11 protein-coding genes are annotated in these 14,374 nt (G+C 66.9%); all 11 read left to right on the top strand.

The features are described from left to right. The first annotated feature begins 14 nt into the window (after positions 1-14). The 11 genes from ACFULV_RS26730 (at position 15) to fadD32 (ending at position 14,261) form a co-directional block, all read left to right on the top strand. Complete coding sequence (locus ACFULV_RS26730) at positions 15-575, top strand: phosphatase PAP2 family protein (RefSeq protein ID WP_378661362.1); 561 nt, start codon at positions 15-17, stop codon at positions 573-575. Between the two features lie 26 nt (positions 576-601). After that, positions 602-1,534, top strand: a complete 933-nt coding sequence (locus tag ACFULV_RS26725; protein WP_378637995.1) for a decaprenyl-phosphate phosphoribosyltransferase — start codon at positions 602-604, stop codon at positions 1,532-1,534. 4 nt (positions 1,535-1,538) lie between these two features. Further along, on the top strand, positions 1,539-3,434 hold the full coding sequence (gene zomB, locus ACFULV_RS26720; protein WP_378661359.1) for a flagellar motor control protein ZomB: 1,896 nt from the start codon (positions 1,539-1,541) through the stop codon (positions 3,432-3,434). 233 nt (positions 3,435-3,667) lie between these two features. Beyond that, the gene (locus tag ACFULV_RS26715) at positions 3,668-4,738 is read left to right on the top strand and encodes an alpha/beta hydrolase (RefSeq protein WP_378637999.1); all 1,071 of its coding nucleotides are present in this window, start codon (positions 3,668-3,670) and stop codon (positions 4,736-4,738) included. Positions 4,739-5,039: 301 nt separating this feature from the next. Further along, positions 5,040-6,101, top strand: a complete 1,062-nt coding sequence (locus tag ACFULV_RS26710; RefSeq protein WP_378661242.1) for an alpha/beta hydrolase — start codon at positions 5,040-5,042, stop codon at positions 6,099-6,101. A 303-nt stretch (positions 6,102-6,404) separates the two neighbouring features. Further along, entirely contained in the window at positions 6,405-7,409 is a 1,005-nt protein-coding gene (locus tag ACFULV_RS26705) for an alpha/beta hydrolase (protein WP_378638005.1), read from the top strand. A gap of 203 nt (positions 7,410-7,612) precedes the next feature. Next, complete coding sequence (locus tag ACFULV_RS26700) at positions 7,613-9,406, top strand: alpha/beta hydrolase-fold protein (RefSeq protein ID WP_378638007.1); 1,794 nt, start codon at positions 7,613-7,615, stop codon at positions 9,404-9,406. Positions 9,407-9,519: 113 nt separating this feature from the next. Next, positions 9,520-10,023 carry a DUF732 domain-containing protein gene (locus tag ACFULV_RS26695; RefSeq protein ID WP_378638010.1) on the top strand — a complete coding sequence of 168 codons (504 nt, stop codon included), beginning with the start codon at positions 9,520-9,522 and terminating at the stop codon, positions 10,021-10,023. Beyond that, entirely contained in the window at positions 10,017-11,009 is a 993-nt protein-coding gene (locus ACFULV_RS26690) for a cutinase family protein (RefSeq protein WP_378661356.1), read from the top strand. The genes ACFULV_RS26695 and ACFULV_RS26690 overlap by 7 nt, the downstream gene beginning before the upstream one ends. A gap of 140 nt (positions 11,010-11,149) precedes the next feature. Next, on the top strand, positions 11,150-12,169 hold the full coding sequence (locus ACFULV_RS26685; protein ID WP_378638012.1) for an LLM class F420-dependent oxidoreductase: 1,020 nt from the start codon (positions 11,150-11,152) through the stop codon (positions 12,167-12,169). A gap of 181 nt (positions 12,170-12,350) precedes the next feature. After that, entirely contained in the window at positions 12,351-14,261 is a 1,911-nt protein-coding gene (fadD32, locus tag ACFULV_RS26680) for a long-chain-fatty-acid--AMP ligase FadD32 (RefSeq protein ID WP_378661239.1), read from the top strand. The last annotated feature ends 113 nt before the right edge of the window (positions 14,262-14,374 follow it).

Raw genomic sequence — 14,374 nt, 5'->3', positions numbered from 1 at the left:
TGCCCGAGCTCGAGATGGCCGAGGAAGGCTGCTGCGGCGGCTGCGATTGCAGCGGCGACTATGTGGAGGTCCCGGTCGAGGTCGCGATCCTCAACGCCGTGCAGGGCACCATCGGCAGCAACCCGGCCGTCGTCTCCGCCGCGCGCGGCATGTCGCACTTCGGCGAGCACGCGCTCGGCTGGGTCGGCATCGCCGCCGCGGGCTGGCTGGTCGACAAGCCGCGCCGCCGCCAGTGGGCCGGTGTCGCGGTCGGCGCGGTCGGCGCGCACGCCGCGTCCATCGTGATCAAGCGGATCGTTCGCCGTCCGCGCCCCAACGATCCGTCGGTGCAGGTCAACGTGTCGACGCCGAGCAAGCTGAGCTTCCCGTCCTCGCACGCCACGTCCACCACGGCCGCGGCGGTGTTGCTCGGGCGGCTGACCGGGCTACCCTTGCCAGCGGTGATCGTCCCACCGATGCTGCTGTCCCGAGTTGTGCTCGGGGTGCATTACCCTTCCGACGTGATCGCCGGTTCCGCTTTGGGGGCCGCGTCGGCTGCTGCCGTGCTAGCCGCCGAAAAGAGACTCCGACAGTGACCGCAACTGAAAGAACTTTGGCCCAGATGAGCGAAGAACCGTCCGCCGCCGTCCTTGACGAGGGTGCTGTGAAGGGCCCGCCGAAGACGCTGCTCGGTGGTGTCATCAAGGCCATGCGCCCACGTCAGTGGGTCAAGAACGTCCTGGTGCTCGCCGCGCCGCTCGCCGTCGGGCCGGAAGCGGTCGGCGACGCGGGCGTGCTCGTGCATGTCGCGATCGCGTTCATCGTGTTCTGCATGGCGGCCTCGGGCATCTACCTGGTCAACGACTCGCTCGACGTCGACGCCGACCGGGCGCACCCGACCAAGCGGTTCCGGCCGATCGCGGCGGGCGTCGTTCCTGTCAACCTGGCTTACGCGCTGTCGGCGGTGCTGCTGGTCGGTTCGATCGCCGGTTCGTTCCTGGCATCGTGGCACCTGGCCGTGGTGATGGCGATCTACATCGGCATCCAGCTGGCCTACTGCCTCGGGCTCAAGCACCAGGCCGTGCTCGATATCTGCATCGTGTCCTCGGGCTTCCTGCTGCGCGCCGTCGCCGGTGGCGCGGCGGCCGGAATCGCGCTGTCGCAGTGGTTCCTGCTGATCATGGCGTTCGGCTCGCTGTTCATGGCCGCGGGTAAGCGGTACGCCGAACTGGCGATCGCGCTCGACACCGGCGCCAAGATCCGCAAGTCGCTCGAGTACTACACCCCGACCTACCTGCGCTTCATCTGGACGCTCGCGGCCACCGCGGTCGTGGTCTTCTACGGCCTCTGGGCTTTCCAGCAGGACTCGGCTCGAGACACCCAGTGGTACTCGATCTCGATGATCCCGTTTACCATCGCAATCCTGCGTTACGCGGTCGACGTCGATGGTGGCGAGGCCGGTGAACCCGAAGAGATCGCGTTGGGGGACCGCATCCTGCAGTTCCTCGCTATTGCCTGGATCGGAGCGGTAGGTGTCGCTGTCTATCTCACCTGACGAGATGTTGGTAGCGGAGCAGGATTCAACCGAAGACGAGCAGCTACGCGACGACGAGTCGCCGCGTCCTGACGCGCGCTTTCCGGTTCTGTCCCGCGCCATCTTCGTCGGTGGGGTGGTCGCCACCGCCGCGCTGTTCACGGTGGGTGCGTGGCAGCGGCGCTGGATCGCCGATGACGGCCTGATCGTGCTGCGCACGGTCCGCAACCTGCTCGCGGGCAACGGCCCGGTCTTCAATGCCGACGAGCGGGTCGAGGCGAACACCAGCACCGCGTGGACCTACCTGGTCTGGTTCTTCTCCTGGCTCACCCAGGCCCGCCTCGAGTACGTGGTGCTCGGGGTGGCGCTGGTGGTCTCGGTGCTCGCGGTGGTGTTCGCGATGCTCGGCACCGCGCGGCTGTGGGGCGGAACCAGCGGTCAGCTGCTGATTCCGGCCGGCGTGCTGGTGTACATCGCGCTGCCGCCCGCGCGTGACTACGCGACTTCCGGGCTGGAGAGCGGCCTGGTGATCTGCTGGGTCGGGCTGCTGTGGTGGTTGATGATCCGCTGGAGTCAGGCCGCCGTCGTCCGCGTGCCGAGCCTGCTGGGCCTGGTGTTCCTGGCCGGGCTCGCGCCGCTGGTTCGTCCCGAGGCCACGCTGATCGGCGTGCTCGCGCTCGGGATGATCTTCCTGGCGCCGATGCCCGCGTTCCGGTTCGGGCCGATCGCGCTGCGGGCGCTGATCGTGTTCGTCGCCGGGATCGTGCCGGTGGGGTACCAGATCTGGCGGATGGGTTACTACGGCCTGCCCTACCCGAACACCGCGGTCGCCAAGGACGCGGGCGGGGCCAAGTGGGGGCAGGGCGCCATCTACCTGTGGGACCTGGTCGGACCGTACTACCTGTGGATTCCGCTGCTCGTGCTGCTGATCGCCGGCGTGGTGGCCGGGGTCGCGCGTGGCTTCGCGCTGCCGCGGTTCTCGGTGGCGGGCCTGCGTGCGTGGTTGCGTTCGCCGAGCGCGGTCGTGGTGATGGTGCTCGGTAGCGGTCTGCTGCTCACCGTGTACGCGGTGCGCGTCGGCGGAGACTTCATGCACGGCCGGATGCTGCTCACCCAGCTGTTCCTGCTGCTGTTGCCGGTGGCCGTGGTCCCGATTCCGGTGCGATCGCGGCGCAGCGACTGGTCTGTCGCACTGCTGTTGATCGCGCTGCTGGGCACCGCGGGCTGGTCGCTGTACGCGTCGAACACGACGGCGATCACGACCGGCACCAAGATCCGCTCGTCGGGCATCGTCGACGAGCGCATCTACTACGTCCTCAACACCGGCCACGACCACCCGATCCTGGCCGAGGACTACCTCGACTACCCGCGCATGCGGGCCATGGTCAACGACATCGCCGCCAACCCCAAGGGTGGCCTGCTGCTGAACTCGCCCGCGTTCACGTTCTGGTACCTCGACCCGCCGCCGGAGCCGATCCCCGAGGAGGGTTCCGGGCACACGGTCTACTTCCTGAACCTGGGCATGACGAGCATGAACGTGCCGCTGGACGTCCGCGTGATCGACCCGATGGGCCTGGCCTACCCGCTGGCCGCGCACTCGGACCGGCTTGCCGACGGCCGCATCGGCCACGACAAGAGCCTGCTGCCGGACTGGGTCGTGGCGGACTCGGGCATGGTCGACATCCATCCGTGGATGCCCTGGTACATGGACGAGAAATGGGTCACCCAGGCGCGCACGGCGATGTCGTGCCCGCAGACCCAGGCGCTGATGATCTCTGTGCGCGAACCGCTCACCTTGGACCGGTTCAAGCACAACTTCCGCAATGCCCTCGCCTTCTCGAAGTACCGGATCGACCGGGTCCCCAAGTACGAAATCCAGCGTTGTGGGCTGGTTGATCCTTTTCCGGAGCCCCCACGCTGAATCGGCCCGGCCGGTCGGTATCGACACCCGTCGACCTATGACACACACCGGCTGGCCAGGCCTTAATTAGTGGTGTTCGCCGCTAAATCACTTTTCGGTAACGCCAAGCTATGTATGTAGCGATATGGTCACTGGAGGAACGGCCCGTCGGCGCACTGGTGTGCCGGTAACTAGTCGGCGGTCATTGCAACCGCGGTTCCGCGCGAACCGCATGAGGAAAGGCCCATAACAGAATGCGTGGCGGACGTCTCAGAGCCCGGGGAGCCGGCTGGCTCAAACGATCGGTGCTTCTCTCCCTGGCTGTAGTGCTGCCGATCGGTGCGGCTGTGGCCGGTCCCACCGGCACCGCGACGGCGGCCTTCGATCCCACAGGTTTCGACTTCTGGGTCGACTCGGAGATGGGCCCGATCAAGTCGCGGATCTTCCGCGCGGCCGATGGCAACACCAATCGGGTCGTGTACGCGCTCGACGGTATGCGCGCAGGCGACGACCTCAGCGGCTGGGAGAAAGACACCAATGTCGCCCGCGCGCTGATGGACGCCAACATCAACGTCGTGATGCCGGTCGGCGGCCAGTCCAGCTTCTACGCCGACTGGAACGCGCCGAGCAGCTTCTTCGGCCTCGACGCCGGTTCGGGTGGTAGCTCCACCGGTTCGGCGGCCACCGGTTCGGCGATGACCGGTTCGTCGGTCGCGCCCACCCAGGTGGCAGGCAAGAAGAACACCTACAAGTGGGAAACCTTCCTCACGAGCCACCTGCGCAACGCGCTGTCGGCGCGTTTGGGCTTCAACCCCAACAACAACGGCGTGTTCGGTCTGTCGATGGGTGGCTCCGCCGCGCTGACGCTGGCCGCCTACCACCCCGACCAGTTCAGCTTCGCGGGCTCGTTCTCCGGGTACCTGAACATCTCGGCGCCCGGTATGCGTGAAGCCATGCGCGTGGCGATGGTCTCGGCGGGCGCGTTCAACATCGACGCGATGGCGCCGCCGTGGGGCCAGCAGTGGTTCCACATGGACCCGTTCGTCTTCGCCCCGCGCCTGGTCGGCAACGGCACCCGCATCTGGGTCTCCGCGGCCAGCGGCATCCCCGGCGCCGGTGACGTGTCCAACCCGATGGAGATCGTCCAGGGCGTCCCGCTGGAGCTGCTCGCGATGGTGAACAGCCGCGCGTTCCAGGTCCGGATGGCCACCCTCGGTGGCGGCAACGCCCACTTCGACTTCCCGATCACCGGCGTGCACAACTGGCGCAACTGGGAGACCGAAGTCAACCGCATGATCCCGGACCTGTCCGCGAACATCGGCTAGTCACTCCAGCTCGACCCGAAAACCGCCCGGTGCCTCGTCAGCGCCGGGCGGTTTTCTTCGTTTTCGTCACGATCCGAGCCACAGGCGGTGACGAATCATGTGCGACAGATCACCGGGAGTTGTGCTCTGGGTCACTTTCCAGCAACATGTAGACCATTCGTCACCGATTTATACACAGTGAGCATGCGTCGAGGTTGAATCGTCCGTTTTGCCCTGGATTGGTTTCTCTCGACGTCCGATGAGGGATCCGACTGCGTAGCTCGGGATTTGCGCGTTCGGTCTGCGAGAAAGGTCTAGTCGAATGCGAACACTGCGCCGCAAGCGTAGGCCCGTGAAGACCGCCGCCCCCGGTTCGTGGGCTCGGCGCTGGGCCGCGGGCGTATCCATGGCTCTGCTCGTTCCGATCGCGACGGCCGTCACCGGAGGGATCGCTCCCGCCTCGGCCGGCTTCAACGGCAATGCCTTCGATTTCTGGGTCGATTCCGGGATGGGTCCGATCAAGTCGCGCGTGCTGCGCGCCGCCGACGGCAATACCAACCGGGTCGTCTACGTTCTCGACGGCATGCGCGCACCGGAGACTCTCAACGGCTGGGAGATCGAAACCGATATCCCCAACGCGCTCGCCGCCGCGAATATCAATGTGGTGATGCCCGTCGGCGGCATGTCGAGCTTCTACGCCGACTGGAACGCGCCGAGCGATTTCTTCGGTATCGCGGGCAACGGCGCGCCGTCGTCGGGTTCCGGCGCGGGCAACGCGCTGTCCGGTGGACCGGGCAAGAGCTACCGCTACCAGTGGGAATCGTTCCTCACCGGCGAACTGCGCAACGCTCTCGCCGACCGCCTCGGCTTCAACCGCTTCCGCAACGGCGTGTTCGGCCTGTCGATGGGCGGCTCGGCCGCGCTGACGCTGGCCGCCTACCACCCGGACCAGTTCTCCTTCGCCGGTGCGTATTCGGGGTACCTGAACATCTCGGCGCCCGGCATGCGCGAGGCCATCCGGCTCGCGATGCTCGACGCGGGCGGCTACAACGTGGACTCCATGGCACCGCCGTGGGGCCCACAGTGGCTGCGGATGGACCCGTTCGTGTTCGCCCCCAACCTGGTAGGCAACAACACCCGGCTGTGGATAGCGGCGGGCTCAGGCTTGCCGACCAGTACCGACGGCCCGAACATGGGCACCGTCAACGGGATGGCGCTGGAAGCCTTGGCGCTGGCCAACACCAAGGCTTTCGAAGTCAGGATGGCGACTCTGGGCGCCCGTAACGTCACCTACTCTTTCCCGGCCTTCGGCATCCACGCCTGGAACAACTGGAATGACGAAGCACTGCGGATGATCCCGGATTTGTCGAACAACATCGGCTAGCCGATCTGATCTTCACAAACGCCCGGCGCATAACTGCGCCGGGCGTTTAATTTCTCCCGTCGGCCCCTCGCCGCCCAGGTCTACCTGGGTTGACCAACCCTGCCCGACACGCCGCCCATACGGGCATTTCACAGCTGAGTTCTGTTGGCCTTGCGGTTAATTGGCGGGTCGAATATCCTCCAGCGAGCGTAAGTGTGACCAGATCGTTGTTTCATCCGTCTGATCGACCGGGCTGTCGGGGCCGCGTCGAGGACGGCAGACGAGACTGGCATGCCATAACAGCAGAAAGAGAGCGGAATTCACATGCGTTTCGGCAAGGCCGTCGCGCCGGCATCTCGTGGTTGGCGTAATCGAATTCTAGCTGTCGGCGCTGCAGCCCTTGTGCTGCCGATCGCCGCGGGAGCGGCCCCGACCGCGCTTGCCGCACCGTCGGTGTCGGCACCCGTGTTGCGCGCACCGGCCGGTGGCTACGAAGAACTCATGGTGCCCTCGAAGATGGGCCCGGTGAAGGTCCAGGTGCAGTGGGCGCGCAACGGCGGCAACGCCGCGCTCTACCTGCTCGACGGCCTTCGCGCCCGGGACGACCGCAACGCCTGGTCGTTCGAGACCAACGCGATGCAGCAGTTCAGCAACGACAACGTCACCCTGGTGATGCCGGTCGGTGGCCAGTCCAGCTGGTACGCCGACTGGACCGCCGCCAGCAACACCAACGGCCAGAAGACCACCTACAAGTGGGAGACCTTCCTGACCGAAGAGCTCCCGGCCTTCCTCGAAGGCTACGGCGTGTCCCGCTCGAACAACGCGGTGCTCGGCCTGTCGATGTCGGGTCCGGCCGCGCTGCGCCTCGCCGCGCTGAACCGCGATCAGTTCAAGCACGCGTCCTCGCTCTCGGGCCCGCTGAACTGGGGCGCTCCCGGCATGCGTGAGGCCATCCGCGTGATGATGCTCGACGCGGGCCGTTTCAACGTCGACGCCATGGCCGCGCCGTGGAGCTCGGCGTGGCTGCGGATGGACCCGATGGTGTTCGCGCCCGAGCTGCGCGGCCTGCCGATGTTCATCTCCTCGGCCAACGGCCTGCCCGCCCAGCACGACAAGCCCGCCGGCCTCGGCGGTGCCTACAACACCGCCAACGCGATGGGCATCGAGGCCATCTCGTTCGTGAGCACGCTCGCGTTCCAGCGTCGCCTCAACACCCTCGGCATCAACGCCGTCTACGACGTCGGTGCCGCCGGTACCCACTCGTGGAAGTACTGGGAAGACGAGCTGTGGAAGGCGCGTCCGCACATCCTGAATGCACTGGGCGCCTAGTAGTTTCCGCTCAGCAACAACTCGAAGACCGGCTCACCCCCAGGGTGGGCCGGTCTTTTTGCTGTGCACACGGCTCGCGTGTCCTCCCCAGTTATCGCTCATTACTGCGGTACAACCGACGGTGATGCTGTGTCCCAATTCCGGGATGAGGAGGGTCGCGTGTGATGAAACATCGTGTCTCGGTTCATAGTGTTTCAGCGCCGATGCGGCGGATCCTCGGCATCGCGGCCATGGCGGCGGCACTGCTCGCGCCGACGGTCACCGTTCCGGCGCAGGCGCAACCCGCGGTGTCTGCGGTGCAGCGGGTGGACTGGCTCTCGGATCGGCGGGTGGCGCTGTGGGTGTACTCGGCCGCCATGAAGACCCCGATCCAGGTGCAGATGCTGTTGGCGCGGGACTGGAATGTGCGCCCCGACGCGAAGTTCCCGATGATGCTCATGCTCGACGGTCTGCGCGCCCAGGACGACGAGAACGGCTGGACCAAAGACGCCGACGCGGAGGGTTTCTACGCCGACAAGAACGTCAACGTGGTGCTGCCGGTGGGTGGTCAGTCGAGCTGGTACTCCGACTGGCTCGCGCCCGACAACGGCTTCACCTACAAGTGGGAGACCTTCCTGACCAAGGAACTCCCGCCGATCCTGGAACGCGATTGGCGAACCACGGATGTGCGTGGCGTACAAGGACTTTCGATGGGCGGCACGGCGGCGATGAACCTCGCCGGCCGCAATCCGGGGCTGATGAAATACGTGGCCTCGTACTCGGGCCTGCTCACCACGACGACACTCGGGATGCCGCAGGCGATCACCTTCGCCAACAAGGACGCGGGCGGTTTCGACGCGGGTGCGATGTGGGGCCCACCCGGCAGCCCCGAATGGGAGGCGCACGACCCGTACCTGCTGGCCGACAAGCTCAAAGGTGTGAGCATGTACGTCTCCAGCGGCAGCGGCCTGGCCGGCTCGCACGATCAGCTCGGCGAAGTGCCGTTGATGAGCGAGAACTGGGCGGGCACCGGCCTGGAGATCCTCTCGCGCCTGTCGACCCAGAATTTCGTCGCCAAGCTGGAGAAGCTGGCGATCCCGGTGCAGGCGAACTACCGGCCCGCGGGCACACATACCTGGCCGTACTGGGATTTCGAGATGCGTCAGTCGTGGTCGCAGGCCGCCGCGGCGCTCGGGACCGATCCCGGCGGCGCCACCTGCACGCTGGGTGGGGCGATCGCCGGGGTCGCGCAGGCGGCCAACTGGCTGGGCAACTGCCTCACCGCCGAATACCCGGCGGGCACCGGAATGGTGCAGGACTTCCCGAACGGCAGGGTGTTCCATTCCGCGGCGGCGGGCACGCACGCGGTGGCCGGGCGCATCGGCGGTACCTACGCCGGTGTCGGCGGACCGTCCTCGCCGCTCGGCATGCCCACCGGCGGCGAGCACGGACTGCCCGACGGGCGTGGGCGCATGCAGACGTTCGAAGGCGGCTCGATCTACTGGACCCCGCAGACCGGCGCGCAGGTGATGCGTGGCGCGTTCCTCGAGGAGTGGGGCAAACAGGGTTTCGAGGGTGGTCCCGCCGGCTACCCGGTGGCCGCCGAGGCGCGCACACCCAGCCGTGACGGCTCGGTACAGGCCTTCGAGCACGGTCCGATGTTCTACAGCCCGGCCACCGGCGCACACCGGGTGCAGGGCTTCGTCCTGGACAAGTACAGCCAGCTCGGCTTCGAGAACAGCCCGCTCGGCTTCCCGGTCGCCGAGGAGGCGCCGCTGAAGGATCTCGGCCGCTTCAGCCGGTTCGAGGGCGGCAACATCTATTGGAGCCCGCTCTCAGGCGCCTGGTCGGTGCGCAACGGCGCGCTCGCCGACGCCTGGGGCGCGCAGGGGTTCGAGAACGGCAGGCTCGGGTATCCGGTGAGCGACGAGTTCGTGGTTCCCGGCGGAATCCAGCAGAACTTTCAGACCGGGTTCATCGTGGTGCGAGACGGCAAATCCGAAGTCCACGGGGTGTGAGCTCGGGCTGAGAACTCTCTGAGCTTCGCCGCGCAGTGCCCGGCAGTGCCGATCCTCCGGCTAGCCTGGTCTGCGACCGCTTCCCTGACGAACGATCGAGGAAAGACATCTTCATGCATCGGATCCCTGGCACGGTAGCCGGATCGGTCGCGGCCCTGGCTGCCGTCGCCCTGTTGTCCGCCTGTGGCGGCAACGACTCGACCGCGTCGCAGACGCCCACCCTGTCCACCAGCGCGGCCGCGAAGTCGACGACGACGCCGCCCGTGGTCATCGAACCGCCGGCCGAGGCCCCGTCGAGCACCGCGCCGGAGACCAGTGCGTCCGCCGAGGAGCCGACACCCCTCCCGCAGACCAGCGCCGCCGCGCCCGCGACCGGCAAGGACAAGGCGTTCCTGGACGAGCTGGCCAAGAACGGGATCACCCCGGGCGACCAGACGACCGCGCTCACCACGGCGACCTACATCTGCTCCACCAAGGGCACCGGTGCCAGTGACGCCGATGTGGCCACCTTCGTCGCCGCGATGGCGGGCACCGACCCGTCCTTCGACGCGTCGAAGATGGACGTCAACAAGGCAGCACAGATCTACATCGCTGCCGCGAACTCCACCTACTGCTAGTGACGCCCCGACCGACGCGACGCTCCCGCAGGTTCTGGCCTGCGGGGTGCTTCACCGTGCTGGCGCTGCTCGTGCTGGCGATCATCGTCATCGTGCTGCTCTGGTACCTGCTCGCGGGCCGGTTGAAGGAGCCGGGGCCGACGCCGCCCGGCCCGCCGCCGCCGACGTCGCAGTCGGCCGACTGCCCCGATGTGATGCTGCTCTCGATCCCGGGCACCTGGGAGTCGTCGAGCGGTGACGATCCGTACAACCCGCAGGCGAACCCGATCTCGTTGATGCTCAGCGTGTCCGGGCCACTGCGCGCGCAGTTCCCGGACAACCGGCTCGAGGTGTACACGGTTCCGTACGTGGCGCAGTTCTCGAACCCGATCGCGTTCCCGCCCGACGGTCAGGCTTCCTACAACAACAGCCGCACCGAAGGCACCGCGCGCGCTACCGACGTGCTGGCTCAGCGCCACAAGGAATGCCCGTTGACGAACTTCGTCATCGCGGGCTTCTCCCAGGGCGCGGTGATCGCCGGTGACGTGGCCGCCCAGATCGGTGCGGGCAACGGCCCGATCCCGGAGGCCAACGTGCTCGGCGTGACGGTGATCGCCGACGGCCGCCGCACCGCGACCGGCCCGGGCCAGCCCACCGAGATCGGTGATCCGCCGCCCACCGGCGAGGGCGCCGAGGTGGCACTCAAGGGCGTCAACGTGCCGGGCATCAGCATGACCGGCCCCCGGCCCGGCGGTTTCGGCACGCTGGCGGCGAAGGTGAACTCCATCTGCGCGCCCGGCGACATGATCTGCGACGCGCCGCGCCAAGCGCTCAATCCGGCCAACGCGCTGGGCAGTCTCGCGGCGCTGATCCGCTCGGCGGGCAACCCGGTGCACGCGCTGTACGCATCGAACACGGTGGACGGCAACGGCACAACGGCCACTCAATGGACGGTGAATTGGGCTGCGGGGCTCATCGAGAACGCGCCGCATCCGCCCCATTCCTGACGGAGTTGTCACAGTCACAGTGGGGGCGTGATTGCCATGGATCATGCCTCGCTGTGACATCCGCACGCCGGATCGCTCACACGCTGTAAAGTGCGCTGGGAATTGCGCCCGAGTACACACCAGCCAGGAGCGAAGAGTTCATGACCGAAGCTGCCGCACCCGTCGGTGAGTTGACCGCGCTGGGTACGCCGCTGCGTCCGTTCCGCTTCGGAGCGGCCGGAGAGGGCAACAAGCAGGAAGGTGGCGCGCGCAAGTTCGTTCAGACGGCGCAGGAAGCCGAAGAGATGGGTTACGACACCTTCTTCGTTCCTGATCACCTGGGCGATCAGATCGGCCCGATCGCCGCGCTGGGCGCACTCACGCAGGCCACGTCCAAGATCCGCCTCGGCACCTCGGTGCTGGCCAATGGTTTACGTCATCCGGTCGTGGTCGCCAAGGAGCTGGCCACCCTCGACGTCCTGTCCAAGGGGCGCCTCGAGGTCGGCGTCGGCGCGGGCTGGATCAAGGAAGAGTTCGACAACGCGGGTATCGCGTTCGAGCGTCCCGGCATCCGGCTGGAGAAGCTCGACGAGTCGCTGACCATCCTGGACACGCTGCTGCGTGGCCAGGAGTGCAATTTCGAGGGCAAGCACTACCAGGTGCGCGGCATCAAGGGCACGCCGCGCCCTCGGCAGGGCCCGCGCCCGCCGCTGTGTACCGGTGGCGGCGGTCCGAAGATGCTGGCGCTGGCGGCCAAGCACGCCGATATCGTCTCGGTCGTCCCGCAGACCACCAAGAACGGCAAGGGCCTGCTCTCGGGCATTACGCTCGAGAAGACGATCGAGAAGGTCAACATCGTCAAGGCCGCTGCCGGTGACCGGTTCGCCGATATCGAACTGAACTGGGCCATCACCGCCATCGTCATCACCGATGACCGGGAGAAGACCGCCGAGATGGCGCTGCGCGCGATCGAACGCGGCCTGCATCCCGACCTCGAAGTCGACGTCGAACTGACCGTCGAGGAGATTCTGAGCTCGCCCTACATCGCGATCGGCACGTTCGAGGAAATCGCCGAACAGGTCAAGCGTGTGCGGCAACTCACTTCGATGTCGTATGTGGGCATCTTCCCCACCCAGATGGACGCATTCGCGCCTGTCATTCCGCTGCTGCGGGAGGACTGAGCGGGGGCTCTCTGTAACATGACTCTGGTTTGAGAACATCTAGCCGATAGCGGTCACCGCGCAGACCGCTCGAAAATCCGCAGGTTGTCGACGCACGTTCGTGTGAGCTCGACGGCCGGTGGCGATATAGCGAGTCGAGGCCGCAGAGCTTGTCATCGCGTCCTCGCAAGGAGAAGAAGGAATGGAAGAGACTTTCGACGACTACCTGGACGAAACCGGGAATATCATCATTCCCGAGGGTCGGACCCTGGTCGATCACGTCGAGAAGCACACCCGTAACGATGCGAATACGCTCGCGTACCGCTACATCGACTATTCGCGGGAACGCGACGGCGAGGTGCACGAGCTGACCTGGCAGGAGTTCGGAGTACGGCTGCGCGCGGTGGCCGCTCGCCTCCAACAGGTGACCAACCCGGGCGACCGGGTCGCCATCCTCGCGCCGCAGGGCCTGGATTACGTGATCTCCTTCTTCGCGGCGATCTACGCGGGCACCATCTCGGTGCCGCTGTTCGATCCCGACGAGCCGGGTCACACCGACCGCCTGCACGCCGTTCTCGGTGACTGTGAGCCCTCGGCGATCCTCACCGCGACCTCCTCGGCCGCCGGTGTGCGCCAGTTCTTCCGCTCGCTGCCCGCCGCCCAGCGCCCGCGCATCATCGCCGTCGACGCCATCCCGGACACCCTCGGTGACTCCTGGGTGCGCCCCGACACCGCGATCGACGACATCGCCTACCTGCAGTACACCTCGGGTTCCACCCGGGTGCCCGCCGGTGTGGAGATCACCCACCGCGCGGTCGGCACCAACCTGCTGCAGATGATCAACTCGCTGAACATGAACGAGAACTCGCGCGGTGTCACCTGGCTCCCGCTGTTCCACGACATGGGCCTGCTCACGGTGATCCTGCCGGCGGTCGGCGGCAAGTTCATCACCATCATGTCGCCGAGTGCGTTCGTGCGTCGCCCGTCGCGCTGGATCAACGAGCTGGCCGCGGTCTCCGACGGTGCCGGCACGTTCGCGGCCGCGCCGAACTTCGCGTTCGAGCACGCCGCCGCGCGTGGTGTGCCCAAGGCGGGCGAGTCGCTGGACCTGTCGAACGTGATCGGCTTGATCAACGGGTCAGAGCCGGTGACGGTCTCCTCGATGAAGAAGTTCAACGAGGCGTTCGCGCCGTACGGTCTGCCCAAGACCGCGATCAAGCCCTGCTACGGCATGGCGGAGGCCACGCTGTTCGTCTCGGCCACCCGCGCCGAGGACGAGGCCAAGTACGTCTACGTCGATCGCAACGAGCTCAACGCGGGCCGCATGGTGCGCGTCGACCAGTCCGCCGAGACTGCCATCGCGCAGGTGTCGTGTGGTTACGTCGGGCTGTCGCAGTGGGCCGCGATCATCGATCCCGAATCGGCGGACACCGCGCAGGGCCGCGAGCTGCCCGACGGTCAGGTCGGCGAGATCTGGCTGCACGGCAACAACATGGGCATCGGTTACTGGGGTCGCCCCGCCGAGTCCACCAAGTCGTTCCGCAACAAGGTCACCGAGCCCATCGAAGGCGGGCACACCGACGGCACCGCTCCCGATGCCGACTGGATGCGCACCGGCGACTTCGGCGTGTACTTCGAGGGCGAGCTCTACATCACCGGTCGCGTCAAGGACCTGGTGATCGTCGACGGACGCAACCACTACCCGCAGGACCTGGAGTACTCCGCACAGGAGGCCTCCAAGGCGCTGCGTCCCGGTTTCGTCGCGGCCTTCGCGGTGCCAGCCAACCAGCTGCCCGCCGAGGTCTTCGCCGCCGACAGCCATTCCGGCCTGAAGTTCGACGTCGATGACGCGTCCGAGCAACTGGTGGTCGTGGCCGAACGTGGACCCGGAGCCGGTAAGGCCGACCCCGGCCCGATCGCCGACGCGGTGCGTGCCGCGGTCTCGACGCGTCATGGCGTGACCGCTCGTGACATCCTGCTGGTCCCCGCGGGTTCCATCCCGCGGACCTCCAGCGGCAAGATCGCCCGGCGCGCCTGCAAGGCCGCCTACCTCGAGGGAACGCTGCGCGGTGGTTACACCCAGCAGGCTTTCCCCGATGCACCGGAAGAGTAATTGGCCCGACACGGAGACGACGCCCGGCGTGCCCTGTGCACGCCGGGCGTGGAGTTCCACGGCGCGCCCTGCACACAGACAGGTAGCTTGAGGACTGATGGTTCATAACGATG

Source organism: Nocardia sp. NPDC057272 (assembly GCF_042668615.1).
In the GTDB taxonomy this organism is placed as follows: Bacteria; Actinomycetota; Actinomycetes; order Mycobacteriales; family Mycobacteriaceae; genus Nocardia.
This window is presented reverse-complemented; position numbering and strand designations above follow the sequence as displayed.

What these genes read in the sequence shown, in the direction of transcription:
- ACFULV_RS26730 (WP_378661362.1), top strand. Translation starts at nt 15, where the DNA reads ATGGCCGAGGAAGGCTGCTGCGGCGGCTGCGATTGCAGCGGCGACTAT.
- ACFULV_RS26725 (WP_378637995.1), top strand. Translation starts at nt 602, where the DNA reads ATGAGCGAAGAACCGTCCGCCGCCGTCCTTGACGAGGGTGCTGTGAAG.
- zomB (WP_378661359.1), top strand. Translation starts at nt 1,539, where the DNA reads ATGTTGGTAGCGGAGCAGGATTCAACCGAAGACGAGCAGCTACGCGAC.
- ACFULV_RS26715 (WP_378637999.1), top strand. Translation starts at nt 3,668, where the DNA reads ATGCGTGGCGGACGTCTCAGAGCCCGGGGAGCCGGCTGGCTCAAACGA.
- ACFULV_RS26710 (WP_378661242.1), top strand. Translation starts at nt 5,040, where the DNA reads ATGCGAACACTGCGCCGCAAGCGTAGGCCCGTGAAGACCGCCGCCCCC.
- ACFULV_RS26705 (WP_378638005.1), top strand. Translation starts at nt 6,405, where the DNA reads ATGCGTTTCGGCAAGGCCGTCGCGCCGGCATCTCGTGGTTGGCGTAAT.
- ACFULV_RS26700 (WP_378638007.1), top strand. Translation starts at nt 7,613, where the DNA reads ATGCGGCGGATCCTCGGCATCGCGGCCATGGCGGCGGCACTGCTCGCG.
- ACFULV_RS26695 (WP_378638010.1), top strand. Translation starts at nt 9,520, where the DNA reads ATGCATCGGATCCCTGGCACGGTAGCCGGATCGGTCGCGGCCCTGGCT.
- ACFULV_RS26685 (WP_378638012.1), top strand. Translation starts at nt 11,150, where the DNA reads ATGACCGAAGCTGCCGCACCCGTCGGTGAGTTGACCGCGCTGGGTACG.
- fadD32 (WP_378661239.1), top strand. Translation starts at nt 12,351, where the DNA reads ATGGAAGAGACTTTCGACGACTACCTGGACGAAACCGGGAATATCATC.